Below are 16,788 nucleotides of genomic sequence, written 5' to 3' on the forward strand. Positions count from 1 at the left end.
CGTTCGGAATCACACCGACGAGACGAGGAGCACCGCCATTCCCGCCACCACGCTGACCATTCCCACCCCGGACGGACAGGCCGACGCCTTCGCCGCCTTCCCCGACGACGGCGGAACGCGTCCGGGTGTCCTCATGTACCCGGACGCGTTCGGGCCACGCCCGGTCCTGTGGGACATGGCCCGCGAACTGGCCGGACACGGCTACTACGTACTCGTCCCGAACGTCTTCCACCGGCACCGCCCGGCACCGGTGTTCGACCTGCCCGAGCACATCACCGCCGAAGACCGTCCCGCGCTCTTCGGTCAGATCATGCCGCTCATCGAAGCGCACACCACCGAACGCGCACTGGGCGACGCCGCCGCGTACCTCGACTTCCTCACCTCCCGGCGCGAGGTCCGCGCTGGACCGGTCGCCACGATCGGCTACTGCATGGGCGCCGTCCTCGCGATGCGCACCGCGACGGCCCACCCCGATCGCGTCGCCGCCGTCGCCGGGTTCCACCCCGGAGCCCTTGTCACCGACCAGCCCGACAGTCCGCACCGGCGGATCCCTGGCCTCGCCGCGAAAGTCCACCTCGGACTCGCCGAGAACGACATGACACCCGAGGCGATCACCGAGATCAGCGACGCGTTCGACGCCGCCGGCGTCGGCTACAGCTGTGAGATCTACCCCGGAACCGTCCACGGCTTCACCATGTCCGACACCGACGCCTTCGACGAGGCCGGTTCGCGGCGCCACTGGGAACGACTGCTCGCCCTCCTCGACAGCACGCTGGGATGACCTGGCCCGAGAAGGACACCCGTCGGGTCTCGCTGCGGAACGGCCAGTCATTCCTCTGGCACCTCGATACCGACTGGGAGACGACAACGCGCGTGATCCGCGTGAAGGAAGACGGCACCGACGGACAGATCCTCGTTCTCGACCCCTACCACCACGCCTTCCTGCCCACGCAGACGCAGGTTCGCCGCGCCATCCGTGACGCCTTTCGCGCCGGCTGGCAGCCCGCCACGCGACGTCCGCCGCTCGAAATGGTCTTCGACGGCGAGCGCTTCGTTCCCCGAGACGTCAACGACCCCCTGCGGCCAGTACCGCCGCCAGGCCTTCGCGCAGGTCCTTGACGAAATATCCGGGAACCTCCAGCGACGGGAAGTGACCCCCGGATTCGGGAGACCTCCAGCGGACGATCCGCCGGTACCGCTCCTGCGCCCAAGGACGCGGGCACTTCTCGATGTCACGGGGATACATGGTGATCGCCGACGGGACGTCGACCCGGAGTCCGGGGTCCAGCGAGTCGTGGCTTTCGTAGTAGATGCGGGCCGCCGACGCGCCGGTCCGCGTCAGCCAGTACAGGGTCACGTCGTCGAGAACGCGGTCTCTGGAGATCGTTTCGAACGGACTGTCCTCGGTGTCCGACCATTCGGCGAACTTGTCGAGGATCCAGGCGAGCAGCCCGACCGGTGAGTCGACGAGGGAGTAACCGATGGTCTGCGGCCGGGTCGCCTGCTGTTTCGCGTACGCCGCGCGACGACCCCAGAAATCACGGGTCTGCTCGGCCCACTCCCGCTCGGCCGCCGTCAGCCCGTCCAGGGACAACCCCGGCGGGCCCTGCGCGAACGTCGTGTGGATGCCGAGTACGTGCGCCGGGAACCTGCCGCCGAGCACCGTGGTGATATTGCCTCCCCAGTCACCGCCGTGGGCCACGAACTCGCCGTAGCCGAGCCTTCCCATCAGCTCCACCCACGCGGACGCGATCTTTTCGGTACCCCATCCGGTGGTGGCGGGCCTGTCGCTGTAGCCGAATCCCGGCAACGACGGGGCCACGACGTGGAACGCCGGCGCGTCGGCCTCCTTCGGATCCGCGAGCTCTTCGATCACGTCGATGAACTCGGCGACGCTGCCCGGCCAGCCGTGGGTCAAGATCAGGGGAGTGGCATCCGCACGCGCGGAGCGGCGGTGCAGGAAGTGGATCCCCAGGCCGTCGATGACCGTGCGGAACTGGCCGATGCGGTCGAGGCGCTCCTCGAACGATCTCCAGTCGTACCCCGTACGCCAGTAGTCCACGACCTCGACGAGGTCGGCGAGAGGAACGCCCTGGTCCCATCTGGGGACCGTCTCAGCCTCGGGCAGCCGCGCCGCGGCCAAGCGCGCACGCAACTCCTCGAGGTCGGCCTCCGTCGCGCGGCTTTCGAATGCTTGCACCTCGTTGGTCATGAGACCTCCTGCCATCGCGGAACCGGCTAAGACGGTTCTAACAGTTCCGCCCGACACCTGGCAACCGGCTAAGGTGGTTCCATGCCTCCTGGGTTTCCCGACTTCCGCCTCGGTAGCGTGCTGGCGACCAGCTTCACGGCGACTCTGACGGAACGTCATGGCGACGCCGTCGAGCGCATACCCACACCGCAGCGGCTCGTGGACTGGCTGGCCGTGAACGGCCTCGACGTGGACTCCTGCACCACGGCCCAGCTCGACCTCGCGCGCGAGCTGAGGGAAGCGATCCACGCCGCCGCGACCGCGACCGCGCTCCAGGACACGCTCCCCGTGTCCGCCGTCCAGGTCATCAACGAGTGCAGTGCCCGGGGCCGGGCCGCCGCTGTCCTGACACCCGATGGTGAGCGGCGATGGCGGGTTTCCGGCGTGGAGGACGCCCTCGGCGTGATCGCCGCCGACACGATCAGCCTCATCGCGGGCGAACGGGACGGGAAATTCGCCTTGTGCGCGTCACCGACTTGCCGGGCCGCCTTCTTCGACGCCAGCCAAAGCCGCACCCGCCGATGGTGCGACATGAACACGTGCGGGAATCGCCAGAAGAAAGCGCGGTTCAACGCCAACCACCGCAAGAACACCGAAACAGCCAGGTGAAAGGCGCCGCGATGGAGAACGATTACGACGGTTTCGCCGAGGCATACGCCGCCGAAACCGAGGACAGCCTGCTCAACGCCTACTACACGCGGCCCGCGATCCTGAACCTCGCCGGGGACGTGACCGGCAGGCGGATCCTCGACGCCGGCTGCGGCGCGGGCCCCTTGTTGGAGTCGCTGCGGGAGCGGGGCGCCATCGTGACCGGTTTCGACGCCAGCGCCAAGATGCTGGAGCTGGCCCGGAAACGACTCGGAGACGACGCGGCCCTCCAGGTCGCCGACATCGGCGCCCCGCTGCCCTTTCCCGACGGCGCGTTCGATGACGTCGTCGCGGCCCTCGTCCTGCACTACCTCGAAGACTGGACCGCGCCGCTGGCCGAGATCCGGCGCGTACTGAAACCCGGCGGCAGGCTGATCATCGCCGTCAACCACCCGCTCCTCTTCAAACTGGTCCATCCCGGCTCGGACTACTTCAAGGTCGCCAAGTGGTCCGACGAGTACTCCTTCAACGGCCAGAAAGCCGTGCTGACGTACTGGCATCGGCCCCTGCACGCGATGACCGACGCGTTCACCGTGGCAGGTTTCCGGACCGCCGTCATCAGCGAGCCCCCTCCGGCACCGGGCGCGCACGAGCGCTTCCCCGAGGAACTCGCGGGCAAAACCGCCTTCTTGAGCTTCCTGTTCTTCGTCCTCGAGGCCTAGGGCTGGAGGTTCTCCAAGTCCTTCGGCAGGCCCGGGTGCTGCGGTGTCCAGCCCAGCACTTGGCGGGTGTGGGCACTGGATGAAGGCTGGTCGGCCGCGAAGATGACGCCGAGAGGCCCGTAGGTCTCCACCGGCACGGACTCGACAGGTAACCCCAGCCGCCCGCCGATGACCGCGGCGATGTCGCGCACCGGGTCGCCCTCGTCGGCGACGGCGTGCCAGGCGGTGCCGGCTTCGGCGTTCTCCAGCGCGAGCCTGAACAGGACCGCGGCGTCGAGGGCGTGCACGGCAGGCCAGCGCTGGGTGCCGTCGCCCGGGTAACCGGACACTCCGCTTTGGCGCGCGATCCCGGTCAGCACACCGGCGAACCCGCCAGTGCCCTCGTTGTGCACCGTCCGCGGCAGGCGGACGGCCGAACTCCGGACTCCCCGTGAGGCCAGGTCCAGAACCCCGGTGACCGCGCGGCCGCGACCGCCGACCGGCCCGTCCGTCGGAGTCGGGTCACTCTCGGTGGAGACGCGGCCCGGCGTGGCGGGCGTGCCCGAACAGGTCACGAACGGACGGCCGGTGCCGACGAGCGCCTCACCGAGAGCGGCGAGGGCGGTGCTCTCTTCGGCGACCGCGTTCGCCAGCGCTTCGGGGCTGCTGAAGTCGTTGGCGAAGGCCAAATGGATCACTCCGTCGGCCTGGGCGGCGGCGGTCCGCAGGACGTCCAGATCGGCCAGGCCACCCCGGATCGGCTCGGCGCCGGCAGCCGAAGCGGCCTGAGCCGAGGCCTCGGAGCGGGCGAGTGCGAGGACGGTGTGGCCGTTGCCGAGGAGTTCGGCGACCACGGCGGATCCGATCAGGCCGGTGCCGCCGGTGATGAAGACGCGCATGGGTTCTCCGTAAGTGGCGGGACTCTTGTCCCATCACCGTACCAGAGTGATGGGACAAGAGTCCCGTCACATAGAATGCCCCCATGGGTCGATGGGAGCCGGACGCGCGCGAACGCCTCGTCGTGGCGGCCGTCGACCTGTTCACCGAGCAGGGCTACGACGCCACGACGGTCGTGCAGATCGCCGAACGGGCCGGGGTCACCAAGAGCACCTTCTTCCGGCACTTCCCCGACAAACGCGAACTGCTGGTCGCCGGCCAGGAAACGCTGAGCCGGCTGCTGACCGAAGGGATCGCCGAGGCGCCCGCCGAAGCCAGTCCGCTCGAGGCGGTCGCCGCGGGTCTCGTCCGCGCGTCGACGGCGATGGGCCCGATGAGTCGCGAGATCGCCCCGCGGCTCAAGGCCGCGGTCGCCGCGAGCGCCGAACTTCAGGAACGAGACGCTCTCAAGAGCGTCAGCCTCGCCGCCGCCATGACCGCCGCCCTGGTCGCCCGCGGCGTGCCGGATCCGACCGCCGCCCTCGCCAGCGAGATCGGTGTCCTCGCCTTCAAACGGGGATACGCCGAATGGTCCGAAGGCGACCGCGCCCCCGAAGACGACTTCGCCACCTACCTGCTCAAGGCCCTCGAAGAACTGCGCTCCGCCAGCGCGTCCCTGGGCTGAGCCGACCGCCGGTACCTGCCGGGCGGGGTCTCGTACTGGCGTTTGAACGCCACGGCGAGCGCGAATTCCGACCGATAGCCGACAGTCTCGGCGATGGAACCGAGCGGCGCGTCGGACTCGCGCAGCAGCCGGGCCGCCGTGGTCATACGCCACCAGGTCAGGTACCGCATCGGCGGCCTGCCGACCAGTTCGGTGAACCTCTTGGCGAACGGGGCCCGGGACAGGCCCGCGAGCGTGGCGAGCGACGCGACCGTCCAGGGGTGCGCCGGGTTCCGGTGGATGGCGTGCAGCGCGGCCGCGACGCCGGGATCCCGCAACGCCATCGCCCAACCGGTGCCGGGCTTGGTCGGGGCGCCGTCGAACCAGGCGCGCAGGGCGTAGAGCAGCAGCATGTCCAGGAGCGCGGGAATGGCGGCGTCCGTGCCGAGCCGCGGCCGCGCCGATTCGGCGCCGAGCAGGTCCACCACGGTCCTCAGCTCGGCAAGACCGCCGGCGTGGGTATCGAGATGGACGACCTCGGGCAGGTCCTGCAGTAACGGGTGCCGACCCTCAGGCGCGAGTTCGTAGGCACCGCACAGGGTGACGGTGGAGTGTTGCGAGGCGTCGGCGAGCGCGAGCGGATGGTCCTCGGCGGCGGGATCGCAAGGCCGTGCGGTCGGCGGTGTGGCAGGGCTGTCGGCCAGCACGTGCCCTCGTCCGTGCGGCAGGAGCACGACGTCACCCGCGACAAGCCGCACCGGCTCGCCGCCGTCCGGGACGAGAACGCAACCGCCCCGCACCACCACGCGAAAGCCGACGGCGCCGGGCACCGGTGAGAACCGCTGTGCCCAGGAGCCTTGCCACGTCACGAGAGCCGACCTCGGGCGGCCGGCGCGTAACACCGACAGCACGTCGCTCAGCACGTCCACGCCGGGTGACTCTACGCGTCCGAAGACGATCGCGAAGGAAAGAGGCGGGTTTGACACATGGTTCGTCTCTCCCGGCGTCCCTACGGTCGAGAACATGAAAGCAGCACGGATTCATCTGTACGGAGACGCGACCGTCATTCGGATCGAGGAGATCGCGCGGCCCGTCCCCGCGTCGGGAGAGGTGCTGATCGAGGTCGCCGCGACCTCCTTCAATCCCACCGAAGTGGCCTTGCGCTCCGGCGCGCTCCGCGAAGTGGTGCCGGTGAGTCTGCCGCTCACGCTCGGCTGGGATGTCGCGGGCACGATCGTCGAACTCGGTGAGGGCGTGCGCACGCACGCGGTCGGCGACCAGGTCATCGGCTGGATCGACGGCGCGGCCGCGGAGTTCGCCGTGGCCGGCGCCGGGACCGTGGTCACCGCGCCCGCCGCCATCCCTCTCGCTGACTCCGCCGCCCTGCCGCTCGCCGGGCTGACGGCGTGGCAGGCGGTCGAACGAGCACACCTCGTCCCGGGCGAACGGCTTCTGGTCAACGGCGCGGGCGGCGGGATCGGCGGCTTCGTCGTCCAACTCGCGAAACGTGACGGCGCACAGGTGATCGCCACCGCCGGTCCGCGCAGCAGGCGAGCGGTCCTGAGGAACGGCGCGGATCTGATCGTCGACTACACCGCCACGTCGCTCGGGGACGCGCTCGACGGTCAGGTCGATGTCGTCCTGAACCTCGTGGGTCTCGACGAGTCGCGGAGCGCGGCGCTGGCGTCGCTCGTCCGGCCCGGTGGTCGCATCGTTTCGGCCACCAACGAGATCAAGGCGCCGAACGCCACACGTGTCGTCGCCCGTAACGACCCCGCCCAGCTCGCCGAACTGGTGGCCTTGGTCGACAGTGGCGCGATTACCGTCGATGTCGCCGAACGACATGCCCTCAGCGCGCTCGCCTCCCTGCATGGCAGAAGCGAAGCGGGTGGCATCCGCGGCAAGGTCATCATTCTGCCGGTGTCCTGACCAGGCAAAACGCTCTCAGATCGCCGCTGGGCGCCTCGTCGGGACGTCCTGGCGTCTTCACGCCGGGCTTCTGCTGTCTCCGAGGCGGCGTATTTCGCGCTCCTCCAGGTGCACTCAGTCATAAGGGGCATTATCACGGGGTACCGATCTTGTGCTGGTTTCGCGCACATGAGGCGCGAAACCAGTTACGCGTATTGCGTTAACGGGCAAAACGGACAGATTCTCGGCGCTCGTGCCGCCGGTCAAATGCGTTGCCAAGGGAGCGGCCTCGTGGTCAAGATCGCCTGGTGACCACGCCGCTCCAGAACACCGCTTCCGTACGCCCCATCACCGACGCCGATGTCCCCACCGCTGTCGACACCCTCGCCCGCGCCTTCGCCGACTACCCCTTCACCAGGCACGTGATCGCCGCGGACGGACACGAGGACCGGATCAGGCGGACTCAGGAGCTGTGCCTGACCCGGATCGGCATGGTGTACGGCCGCGTCTGGGTCGCCGACGGAGGCCGAGCCGTGGCGGTGTGGAGCGTTCCCGGCCAGGACCACTCGCCGGCGTTCGCCGAACTGGGGCCGATGCTGAGCGACCTCCGCGGTGACCGGGCTGCCGCGGCCGAGGCCGCGGAGTCGGCCATCGCCCCGCACCGATCCAAGGCGCCGGGATGGTTCCTGGAAACCGTGGGAACCGCTCCCGACGCCCAAGGGCAAGGCCTCGGGAGCGCGGTGCTGATTCCCGGTATCCAGGAGGCCGAGCGCACGGGTCATCCCGCGTTCCTGGATACGTGCGGGGAGGCGAACCTGCGGTTCTACCAGCGCCTCGGCTTCGAGGTCACAGCCGAGGTCCCGCTTCCCGGCAACGGTCCCCGCGTGTGGTGCATGCGCAGGGATCCGCGCTGAGGATCCGGGCTAGAAGAGGGCTTCGCCGAGCTTGTCCAGCCCTTCGCGGATCCCGTCTTCGATGCGCCGGTAGGTGTCCGCGCCCGTGACCAGGCTGTCGGCGATGCCACCGACCGCGTCCACACCCGCCGTCAGCCGATCCCCGGCGGCGCTGATGTGCTTCGTCACCGTTTCGCTGAAGGTGGCGGCGGCAGGGACGTCGCCGAGCAGGTGCGGGACCAGTTGCAGCCGCGACATCTCGCCTGCCGCGGCGCTCAACGTCGACGTCGCCCCGTCCAGGACGCCCGCGGCGCCGACCAGTGAATCTGGATCGGTTTCGTATCCGGCGTCGCCGGGGGAGAGCGCGCCGTCCGGGTCGAGCCCCAGCTCCTCCAAGGAGATCCTGGTCAGCTCGGGCTCGTCCCACTTCGAACCCGGGTTCTTCTGGTAGCCGTAGGCACCGGATTCGTGCGCCAGCACGATCTCCCCGTCGATTTCGACGGCTTCCTCGACCCCGTGCGAGTCGTAGCCGTCCTCGTTGCCGGGCTCGCCGCCCCTCAGCTCGATCTCCTCGGGATCGTTGAAGTCGTACCACTCCGGCGTCCGGTCCTGCCGGTAGAACTTGCCGCTGTGCCCATCGGACGAGGAGAAGATGAACTCGTCGTCGCGTACCACGACGCCCTGGACGTTGTTCGGCGTCTCGATCGGATCTCCGGCCTCGTCCGGCTGAGGCGAGCCGTCCGGGCCGACGGGAATCTCGTAGAGCCGGTTGTTCCCGTAGTCGCCCACGAAGAGCTTGCCCTGGGCGTAGGTGACATAGCTGTGTGCGGGCGTCGGGACCACGTCGACGGCGTCGACCGGTTTGCCGCTGTCCTGCGCGGCGTCCAGTTCGGCCTTGTCGTAGACGTACACGTACCCGTTGGAGGACACCCAGACGTGCTCGCCGTCCGTCGCGACGCCACCGGTGTGGGTGGGCGCGCCGACGTCGCCGTGGCCGTTGAGATAGACGTTCCCCGTTTCCACGCCGGTTTCGTAGTCGACGTAGGTCAGCCTGCTCGGTGTCAGTCCGGGCCCGATCGGGCTGTCGCCTTTCCCGTCGCCGTTGCCGTCGTGGTACGACCCCACCAGCAGGTTCTCGCCGTCGTAGGCCAAGCCCTGAGAGGTCCACGGCTCACCTGGGTCGACGCCGCTGATGTCGGCGTTGCCCTCGCTGTCCCAGCCCTCACCGCCGACGTCGGTCGTGGCCGCCAGCGCCGTGAGCCTGCTTTCGTAGGTCTGCTGGGCCACGGTCAGCGCACGGACGGTCTTCATCGCGATTTCCGGTGCTTCGAGAAGGTCGCTCAGGCCGAGTTCGCGCCAGGGTTTGATGGCGGCGTCGGCCGACGTCCGCAGGGAGGCGTACGCCTTCGCGGCGCCCTCGACGGCCGCCTCCGCGGTCTGGAGCCGGCCGTACACCTCGGCGACCGCCCGCGAGGACGCTTTCGCCTTGCCGACGAATTCGGCCGCCGCCGTGCCACGCCATGACCGTGCCGCCCGCAGCGCGCCGTCGGAGATCCCGTCCGCGACGGTCTGCAACGACGCCTTGGTGTCGGCGATGGTGGCGCCGACCTCGGCGATGCCTGCCGCGTCGCCCGAGGTGAGCTTGGCGTAGAGCGGTTCGGGATCCAGGAACGGCATCGGCATCTCCTCAGGCAACCCCTGGTCAGGGTGGGTCGTGCGCGTTCAGACGCCGACAGGCGGACACCGGTTCCCGCGCATCACCCACCCCGCCCGGGTCAGGACAGCATGCCGCCGTCCACCCGCAGCACCGTCCCGGTCACGTAGGAGGCGCGGTCGCTCAGCAGCCAGGCGGCGGCCTGGGCGATCTCCTCGGGTTCGGCCACCCGGCCCAGCGGCGTGCGCGCGTTGAGCCGGTCGAGGATGCCCGGCGAGCTCTCGACCCACTCCTCGAACATCTCGGTCAGCGTCGTGCCGGGGGCGACGGCGTTGATGCGGATCCCCTCCGGGCCGTAGGTGGTGGCCGCCGAGGCGGTGAGGCTGTTGACGCCGCGTTTCATCGCCCCGTACGCGGGGAGTTCCGGGTTGGCCATCAGGCTGCCGACGCTGGTGTTGTTGACGATGGCCCCGGTCTTCGCCGTGGCGCGGATCGCCTCGATCTCGGCGACCATCGCCAGCCACGGGCCCTTGAGGTTCACCGCGTAGATACGGTCGAAATCGGCCTCGGTCACCTGGTCCATCGGGCCGGGCGGCACGTTCGTCGCCCCGTTGTTGAACGCGACGTCGAGCCTGCCGTGCAGTTCCACGGCACGGCCGACGGCCGCGCGGATGCTCGACGCGTCGCCGAGGTCGCACACCACGTGGTCCGCGACGCCGCCTTCCGCGCGGATCTCCTCGGCCACGGCCTTCAGCTGGGACTCGGTGCGGGCGGCGAGCACGACGCGGGCGCCTTCCCTGGCGAACAGCCGCGCGGCGGCGGCGCCGATACCGCGGCCGGCGCCGGTGACGAAGGCGACCTTGCCGTCGAGCAGGCCAGGAACAGTCGTTGTGTTGGTCATGGCACCGAGAGTTCCTCCGCCGTCGGCGCGTATCCAGGCACCGGCGGTACCTGGCTGACGGTCCGGCATCGTCCACACTGGAGTGGTGGACAGACGACAACTCGCGGACTTCCTGCGCACCAGACGCGAGCGGATCACTCCCGCGGACGTCGGCCTCCCTGCCGGGCACCGCCGCCGCACCCCCGGGCTGCGGCGTGAGGAAGTGGCGCAGCTGGCGTTCATCTCGACCGAGTACTACACCCGGCTGGAGCAGGCCCGTGGCCCGCGGCCCTCTCGCGAGGTGCTGGCCGGGCTGACCAGGGCCCTTCGGTTGTCGGACGTGGAACGTGATCACCTGCACCACCTCGCCGGCGCGCCGCCGGGACCACCGCCGGGCCCGTCCCGGGAGGTCCGGCCGAGCCTTCTCGCGCTGTTGCACCGGCTTCCGCAGGCGGCGGCGATCGTGCTGTCGGCGACCTACGAGGTGCTCGCCTGGAACGATCTCGCCGCCGCGTTGATGGAGGACTTCTCTGCCCTGCCACCACGGGATCGCAACTTGGTGCGCCGTGCCTTCCTCGGACCGCGGCCGGACGGGCGGCGGCTCTACGGTGTGTCCGATGTGGACGATTTCTCGGCGAGCGCGGTCCGCAACCTCCGGGCCACCGCGGGCCGCTATCCCGACGACCCCGAGGTCACCGGGCTGATCCGGGAACTCCTCGACGGCAGCGAAGAATTCGCCCGGCTGTGGGCCGCGCACGACGTGTGCGCGGCGCCCGCCCTGTGCAGGACGTTCCGGCATCCGGTGGTCGGCCCGGTCAGCGTGAACTGCGACGTCCTCGACATCAGCGACCGGGATCAGCAGGTCGTGATCTACACCGCCGATCCCGGAACGCCGTCGGAGAACGCGTTACGCCTGCTGTCCGTCGTCGGGACGCAGCGGATGGACGCCCCGCTCTGAGCGTTTTGTAGGTTCCCTCGATACCAGCGGATCGATTCTCAGCGCGATCGCCAGCGCGAAACGCCCGGCCGGATCGTCGATCGTGCCGCCGAAGAGCGTCCGCAACTGCCGGATCCGGTACCGGACGGTCTGGACGTGGACGTGCAGTTCGACGCCGATCGCCTGCGGCTGGTCCGGCCGGGCGAGCCACGCCGCGAGGGTCGTGGTGAGCCGTCGCCTCGCCGGTTCGGGCAGACCGGCCAGCGGCGCGAGGACGTCTTTCGCGAACTCGGCGGCGAGTTCGGAATCGGCGGTCACCAGCAGGTCGATGCGGTGGTCGACGGTGTGGACCAGTGGGCTGTCGCCGAGCGCGCCGGTGCGGGTCAGCCACCACAGCGCGCTCGCGCGGCGGGCGCTGAGCGCGGCCGAGCGAAGCGGCACGACCGGGCCGACCCCAGCCTGGTCGTCGCCGAGCAGGTCCCGTAAGCGGCCGAGGTACCACTCGAGCCGGTCGGCGGGCATGACGACCGCGGTCAGCTCGTGGTGACGGCCGACCAGCACCCGTCCCGGCATCCGATCCAGCAGCCGCGGTGCCAGATCTGCGCTGGTGACGGCGATGACGAGCCTGCCGGGCAGTACCCACGCGGCTTGGTTCGCGGCGTCGTCGAGCTGGTCTCGGGTGGCGGCCGGTTCGGCGAGCAGGAGGCCGAGGAGCCGGTCGCGCCGTGCCTGCCCTGCCCGCGCCGCCTGTGACCGTGCTTCGGCGTACCCGTCGGCGGCCGCCGCCGAGAGTTCCGCGATGAAGGCGAACAGCGCTTCACCGAGTTCGACGATCGCCTGGGTCGGCAGATCCACCGCGGGTGCCGCCGAAGTGAGCTGCCGCCAGACACCCAGCGCCGCCGATTGGTAGAAGCCGAGCATCTCCTCGAGGCTGCGTCCGGCGGTGTGCTGGGCCCGGCCCTGCGCCCGGTAGACCTCGCGGTCGGTGGTGATGTCGGGATGTCCGATCTCGCTGAAGAAGGCGTGCAGGGCGACGTCGAGGGTGACCTGGAGGTTCGCCGCCGTCCGGTCGTCCAGCGGGGTCCGGAGCCCGGAGCGGACCTGGTCCATCGCCGCGGACGCGATCGCGGCCGTGTCCGGCTCCAGGCGTGTCAGCACCGAAGCGTCCAGCCTGCGCCAGGGCTGTGCCGACGCCTTCGTCATAGAGGGAACCTACAAAACCCCGATCAAGAACGCGCGCCTCCGTTCTAGTGGTTCTCTTCGGGCAGGCGGACCCTGATCTCGGCATTCGACGACGCATGCAGGAGGCGGCAGTGACACGTACGCGCTGGGGAAGACTCGCCCGGATCGCCGCGGTGGCGGGCACCGCACTGACCCTCGTCGGAATCGGGACACCGGCCATCGCCGCGGCGGAACGGCAGGTGTACGTCGCGATGGGTGACTCGTTCTCGGCGGGCTCGGTGGTGCTGCCGCAGTCCGATCTGCTCACCTGTGCCCGGTCGGCGATCAACTACGCCGGACTGCTGGCGAAGCAGCTCGACGTCGACGAACTGCGCGACGTCACGTGCGGCGCGGCGACCACGTCCCATTTCGCCAACCCGCAGAAGGGCATCATCTCCGGCACCAACCCGCCGCAGTACGACGCGCTCTCGGCCGACACGACACTGGTGACCGTCGGGATCGGCGGCAACGACGTCGGCCTGGTCGGGCTCGCGACGTCGTGCGTGAACCTGCTGCCGGTGGGCGCCTCGTGCAAGGCGGCCAACACCACGGGCGGCGTGGACAAGTACGCCACCAAGATCGACGCCTTCGCCGCGACCTACGGCACGGTGATCGAGCAGATCCGCCAGCGCGCCCCGCGGGCCGAGATCGTCATGGTGGGCTATCCGACCGGGATCAAGCCGGGTGGGTGCTGGCCGCTCGTCCCGGTGCTGCCGCAGGACGCGGACTACATCCAGGCCAACATCGACCGGCTCAACGCGCGGATGGCCGAGCAGTCCGCCGCGCACGGGGCGAAGTACGTCGACATCCGCACGCCGAGTATCGGTCACGACGCCTGTCAGCCGATCGGCGTCAAATGGATCGAGGGACTCATCCCGTCGGTGGTGAACAACAGCTTCGCCCCGCTGCACCCGAACGCCGCCGGCCTCGCCGCCGTGGTGCCGAGTATCCGGAAGGTGCTGTAGCGACACACCTCGTGAGCCTGTCCGTGAAGGCCTCCTTGCCTACCTTGAGGGTAGGGAAGGAGGCCTTCACGGCGTGTCCGGGCCGCGCGACCCGCCACCCGGCGCCGGGGGAGCCGCGACTCCAGGAAAGTTTGGTCGTAAGGCTGCGCGTGCAGGCCCCCTTCCCTCGGCTCAGCCGGGGAAACTCGACCTTCACACCTTCCCGAGTACATGAAGGCCCCCTTCCTGTACCTAGGCGCAAGGAAGGGGGCCTTCATGTACTTCAGCCGAGCAAGGGCCGAGCTGTCAGGCAGTCGGCGCCCAGTACAGGAGCCGGTTCGGGGAACCGGAGCCCGGGTTGGTCACCTTGCCGGGGGTGGCCGCGTTGATCAGCGCGGTGGCCACCTGTGCGGGGGTGGCGGTCTTGTTGTTCTGCAGGAACCGGGCCGCGACGCCGACCACGTGCGGGGTCGCCATCGAGGTGCCGCTGATGGTCCTCGTAGCGGTGTCGTTGGTGTTCCACGCCGAGGTGATGTTCGTGCCCGGCGCGAAGATGTCGATGACGCTGCCGTAGTTGGAGAAGCTGGAGCGCGCGTCGGTTTCGGTGGCCGAGCCGACGGTGATCGCCTGTGTCACGCGGGCGGGGGAGAAGCCCGAGGCGTTCGAGTTGGAGTTCCCGGCGGCCACGCCGTAGGTGACGCCCGCGGCGATCGAGCGGCGGACGGCGTCGTCGAGTGTGGTGGAGGCGCCGCCGCCGAGGCTCATGTTGGCCGCGGCCGGTTTGACGTGGTTCCGGGTGACCCAGTCGATACCCGCGATGACACCGGCGGTGGTGCCGCTGCCGGAGTTGTTGAGCACGCGGACGCCGTAGACGGTGGCGCGTTTGGCGATGCCGTACTGCGATCCGGCGATGGTGCCCGCGACGTGGGTGCCGTGGCCGTTGCCGTCCTGGGCGACCGCGTCGTTGTCGACGAAGTCGTAGCCGTTGCGGGCGCGGCCACCGAAGGTCTGGTGGCTGATCCGCACGCCGGTGTCGATGACGTAGACGTTCACGCCGGCGCCGGTGCTGGTGTAGCTGTACTTCTTGTCGAGCGGGAGGTTGCGCTGGTCGACGCGGTCGAGACCCCACGACGGCGGGTTGACCTGGGTCGCGTCCGCGTGGACGAGCTGATTCTGTTCGACGGTCGCCACGGACGGGTCGGCGGCGAGCCGCTTGGCCTGCCGCTCCGACAGCGTCGCGGAGAAGCCCTTAAGGGAGCTGCTGTAGACCTGCTCGACCTTGGCGCCGAAGCGGTTCGCCAGCGCGTCGACGACGCCGCCGTCCTTCAGCGTGACGATGTAGCTGTTCGGGATCGCTCCGGCGGATCCCGCGGCGAGGATCCGTCCTTCGGCGGCTTGGGCGGGAGCGGCGGTCACACTGATCGCCACCGCGACCGCGCTCACCATTCCGGCACGCGACAACCAACGCGCTTGTCTCGTCTCTCGCATGTGTTCGTCCTGTCGTTCGCAGGGGACCGGCCGGTCAGGACCACAGCGGCGAAAGCGGTCCGGCACGACCGCATGGGACGGCACCTGCCGGATCCCACGAAAACCGAGGCTATTGAGCGGCCGAGATGTCCGATATCGACTGAACGGGGCAGCACCCGACCTTCGTCTGGCGGCCATTGGCGGCGGGTGCCCTGCACGGAAAGTGCGCTCCGTACCCTGTGGCTGGAACACCTTGCCGAACATCTGGAGCCCGAACCACCGTGCCAGCCCTTTCCGGCCTGCGAGCCGACTGCGAGAACTGCTTCGGCCTGTGCTGTGTCGTCCCGGCCTTCGCGGCGTCGGCCGATTTCGCGATCACCAAACCGGCCGGTCAGGCGTGCCCGAACCTGCGCGAGGACTCCCGGTGCGGCATCCACGACAAGCTCCGCACGAAGGGTTTCACCGGCTGCACGGTCTATGACTGCTTCGGCGCGGGCCAGAAAGTCTCCCAGGTCACCTTCGACGGCGAGGACTGGCGGCAGTCGCCGAAAACGGCGAAAACGATGTTCGCGGTCTTCCCGGTCATGCGGGACCTGCAGGAACTGCTCTACTACCTCACCGAGGCGGCGTCGCTGCCGACGTCCGCGCCCATCCACGCCGACCTGGCCGAGATGATCGACCGGACCGAGCGGATGACACTGGACACCCCCGGCGTGCTGAGGAAGCTGGACGTCCCCACGCATCGCGCCGCGGTGAACGGACTGCTGGTGCGCGCGAGCGAACTCGCCCGCGCCGCCGTGCCGGGCAAGAAGAAGGACCGGCGCGGCGCCGACCTCATCGGCGCGAAACTGAAGGGGACGAATCTGCGCGGAGCGCTGCTGCGCGGGGCGTACCTGATCGGCGCGGATCTACGGGGAGCCGATCTCCGGCAGGCCGACCTCACCGGAGCGGACCTGCGTAACGCCGATCTCCGCGGCGCGGACTTCCGTGACGCGCTCTTCCTCATCCAGTCCCAGCTGGACGCGGCGAAGGGCGACGCGACGACGAAGCTGCCGGAGTCGCTCACCCACCCGGCGCACTGGTAGCCGTTCTATCCTTTGTGGACGACCTCCTGCTGCCAGGCGTCCCGCGGCTGGGTGTGCAGCCGCCAGTAATGCTCGGCGATGTCGTCGGGGTCGAACGCGGTCCCTTTCGCGACGGGGCCGGCGACGGTCACCGTGGCGACGTGCACTCCCGAAGGACCGAATTGCGTGTCGAGCAAGGAGACCAGCGCCCGCACACCGGCCTTGCCGAGTGAGAGGCTCGTGTACGCGGGCACGGCTTCGGGCATCCCGCCGGTGACGATGATGGTGCCCGAACCGCGCTCGGCCATCCCCGGCGCGACATGGGCCGCGGTGGTGATCGCTCCTACGACATTGACCGACCACGCCGCGAGATGCCGTTCGACGGACAGCTCTCCGGGGGCGTCGGCCTGGATGATCGCCGCGTTGTAGACCACGACGTCGGGTTCGCCGTGCTCGCGCGCGGCGGTGTCGAGAGCGGATCTCAGAGACTTTTCGTCGGTGACGTCGGCGGTGAGCGCCAGCACGGTCCCGAGCTCGGCGGCCAGCGGCTCCAGCGTCGCGGCGCTGCGGGCCATCACGGTGATCGGCAGTCCTTCCCGGGCGAACCGGTGCGCGACCGAGCGGCCGATACCCGGTCCCGCACCGATGATCACTGCGCCTGCCATGGGCTTCTCCTTTCGGGTGGGGTGCGGTGACCGTAGGGGTTGACATCGGTGTGAAGGTCAAGTCCGGGCCGCAAA

18 protein-coding genes are annotated in these 16,788 nt (G+C 69.6%); 10 read left to right on the forward strand and 8 right to left on the reverse strand.

Annotated features, from left to right (window positions below; all coding sequences use genetic code 11):
* The first annotated feature begins 37 nt into the window (after nucleotides 1–37).
* Together ACFVM3_RS16615 and ACFVM3_RS16620 are read left to right on the forward strand one after the other, a co-directional pair.
* The gene (locus tag ACFVM3_RS16615) at nucleotides 38–781 is read left to right on the forward strand and encodes a dienelactone hydrolase family protein (RefSeq protein ID WP_378439604.1); all 744 of its coding nucleotides are present in this window, start codon (nucleotides 38–40) and stop codon (nucleotides 779–781) included.
* Nucleotides 778–1,119, forward strand: coding sequence for a hypothetical protein (locus ACFVM3_RS16620; RefSeq protein WP_378439539.1), 342 nt, complete (start codon nucleotides 778–780; stop codon nucleotides 1,117–1,119). Before ACFVM3_RS16615 ends, ACFVM3_RS16620 begins: the two co-directional genes overlap by 4 nt.
* Here the strand turns inward: ACFVM3_RS16620 and ACFVM3_RS16625 are convergent.
* Complete coding sequence (locus ACFVM3_RS16625; RefSeq protein ID WP_378439541.1) at nucleotides 1,067–2,212, reverse strand: epoxide hydrolase family protein; 1,146 nt, start codon at nucleotides 2,210–2,212, stop codon at nucleotides 1,067–1,069. The two genes, ACFVM3_RS16620 and ACFVM3_RS16625, sit on opposite strands and share 53 nt — an antisense overlap.
* A gap of 81 nt (nucleotides 2,213–2,293) precedes the next feature.
* Between ACFVM3_RS16625 and ACFVM3_RS16630 the strand changes: the two genes are divergently transcribed.
* Both ACFVM3_RS16630 and ACFVM3_RS16635 read left to right on the forward strand, forming a co-directional pair.
* Complete coding sequence (locus tag ACFVM3_RS16630; protein WP_378439543.1) at nucleotides 2,294–2,860, forward strand: CGNR zinc finger domain-containing protein; 567 nt, start codon at nucleotides 2,294–2,296, stop codon at nucleotides 2,858–2,860.
* An 11-nt stretch (nucleotides 2,861–2,871) separates the two neighbouring features.
* Entirely contained in the window at nucleotides 2,872–3,561 is a 690-nt protein-coding gene (locus ACFVM3_RS16635; RefSeq protein ID WP_378439545.1) for a methyltransferase domain-containing protein, read from the forward strand.
* Here ACFVM3_RS16635 and ACFVM3_RS16640 read toward each other — a convergent pair.
* Complete coding sequence (locus tag ACFVM3_RS16640) at nucleotides 3,558–4,439, reverse strand: SDR family oxidoreductase (protein WP_378439546.1); 882 nt, start codon at nucleotides 4,437–4,439, stop codon at nucleotides 3,558–3,560. The two genes, ACFVM3_RS16635 and ACFVM3_RS16640, sit on opposite strands and share 4 nt — an antisense overlap.
* Before the next feature lie 83 nt (nucleotides 4,440–4,522).
* Here ACFVM3_RS16640 and ACFVM3_RS16645 point away from each other — a divergent pair, with 83 nt between their 5' ends.
* Nucleotides 4,523–5,101, forward strand: coding sequence for a TetR/AcrR family transcriptional regulator (locus tag ACFVM3_RS16645; protein ID WP_378439548.1), 579 nt, complete (start codon nucleotides 4,523–4,525; stop codon nucleotides 5,099–5,101).
* Here ACFVM3_RS16645 and ACFVM3_RS16650 read toward each other — a convergent pair.
* The gene (locus ACFVM3_RS16650; RefSeq protein ID WP_378439550.1) at nucleotides 5,047–6,009 is read right to left on the reverse strand and encodes an AraC family transcriptional regulator; all 963 of its coding nucleotides are present in this window, start codon (nucleotides 6,007–6,009) and stop codon (nucleotides 5,047–5,049) included. The genes ACFVM3_RS16645 and ACFVM3_RS16650 overlap by 55 nt on opposite strands.
* Before the next feature lie 94 nt (nucleotides 6,010–6,103).
* Between ACFVM3_RS16650 and ACFVM3_RS16655 the strand changes: the two genes are divergently transcribed.
* On the forward strand, nucleotides 6,104–7,009 hold the full coding sequence (locus ACFVM3_RS16655) for an NADP-dependent oxidoreductase (RefSeq protein ID WP_378439553.1): 906 nt from the start codon (nucleotides 6,104–6,106) through the stop codon (nucleotides 7,007–7,009).
* A gap of 287 nt (nucleotides 7,010–7,296) precedes the next feature.
* Nucleotides 7,297–7,902 (forward strand): GNAT family N-acetyltransferase, encoded by a 606-nt coding sequence (locus tag ACFVM3_RS16660; RefSeq protein WP_378439554.1) that lies wholly within the window; start codon nucleotides 7,297–7,299, stop codon nucleotides 7,900–7,902.
* Between the two features lie 9 nt (nucleotides 7,903–7,911).
* On the opposite strand, the gene ACFVM3_RS16665 is transcribed toward ACFVM3_RS16660, so the two are convergent.
* Nucleotides 7,912–9,558 (reverse strand): hypothetical protein, encoded by a 1,647-nt coding sequence (locus ACFVM3_RS16665; RefSeq protein WP_378439556.1) that lies wholly within the window; start codon nucleotides 9,556–9,558, stop codon nucleotides 7,912–7,914.
* Between the two features lie 98 nt (nucleotides 9,559–9,656).
* The gene (locus ACFVM3_RS16670; RefSeq protein WP_378439558.1) at nucleotides 9,657–10,436 is read right to left on the reverse strand and encodes an SDR family NAD(P)-dependent oxidoreductase; all 780 of its coding nucleotides are present in this window, start codon (nucleotides 10,434–10,436) and stop codon (nucleotides 9,657–9,659) included.
* An 85-nt stretch (nucleotides 10,437–10,521) separates the two neighbouring features.
* On the opposite strand from ACFVM3_RS16670, the gene ACFVM3_RS16675 reads away from it, so the two are divergent.
* A complete protein-coding gene (locus ACFVM3_RS16675; protein WP_378439560.1) occupies nucleotides 10,522–11,373 on the forward strand; it encodes a helix-turn-helix transcriptional regulator in 852 nt (283 codons plus the stop codon).
* On the opposite strand, the gene ACFVM3_RS16680 is transcribed toward ACFVM3_RS16675, so the two are convergent.
* Nucleotides 11,323–12,555 (reverse strand): helix-turn-helix domain-containing protein, encoded by a 1,233-nt coding sequence (locus tag ACFVM3_RS16680; RefSeq protein ID WP_378439562.1) that lies wholly within the window; start codon nucleotides 12,553–12,555, stop codon nucleotides 11,323–11,325. The two genes, ACFVM3_RS16675 and ACFVM3_RS16680, sit on opposite strands and share 51 nt — an antisense overlap.
* 110 nt (nucleotides 12,556–12,665) lie before the next feature.
* Between ACFVM3_RS16680 and ACFVM3_RS16685 the strand changes: the two genes are divergently transcribed.
* Nucleotides 12,666–13,538: an SGNH/GDSL hydrolase family protein gene (locus ACFVM3_RS16685; protein WP_378439564.1), complete on the forward strand. Its 873-nt coding sequence runs from the start codon at nucleotides 12,666–12,668 to the stop codon at nucleotides 13,536–13,538.
* Nucleotides 13,539–13,823: 285 nt separating this feature from the next.
* Here the strand turns inward: ACFVM3_RS16685 and ACFVM3_RS16690 are convergent, their stop codons facing one another.
* Nucleotides 13,824–15,005 carry a S8 family peptidase gene (locus ACFVM3_RS16690; RefSeq protein WP_378439566.1) on the reverse strand — a complete coding sequence of 394 codons (1,182 nt, stop codon included), beginning with the start codon at nucleotides 15,003–15,005 and terminating at the stop codon, nucleotides 13,824–13,826.
* A 260-nt stretch (nucleotides 15,006–15,265) separates the two neighbouring features.
* Between ACFVM3_RS16690 and ACFVM3_RS16695 the strand changes: the two genes are divergently transcribed.
* Nucleotides 15,266–16,069: a pentapeptide repeat-containing protein gene (locus ACFVM3_RS16695; protein ID WP_378439568.1), complete on the forward strand. Its 804-nt coding sequence runs from the start codon at nucleotides 15,266–15,268 to the stop codon at nucleotides 16,067–16,069.
* A gap of 5 nt (nucleotides 16,070–16,074) precedes the next feature.
* On the opposite strand, the gene ACFVM3_RS16700 is transcribed toward ACFVM3_RS16695, so the two are convergent.
* On the reverse strand, nucleotides 16,075–16,713 hold the full coding sequence (locus ACFVM3_RS16700) for an SDR family NAD(P)-dependent oxidoreductase (RefSeq protein WP_378439569.1): 639 nt from the start codon (nucleotides 16,711–16,713) through the stop codon (nucleotides 16,075–16,077).
* Between the last annotated feature and the right edge of the window lie 75 nt (nucleotides 16,714–16,788).

The sequence above is a fragment of the Amycolatopsis sp. NPDC057786 genome (assembly GCF_042797905.1).
GTDB lineage: Bacteria > Actinomycetota > Actinomycetes > Mycobacteriales > Pseudonocardiaceae > Amycolatopsis.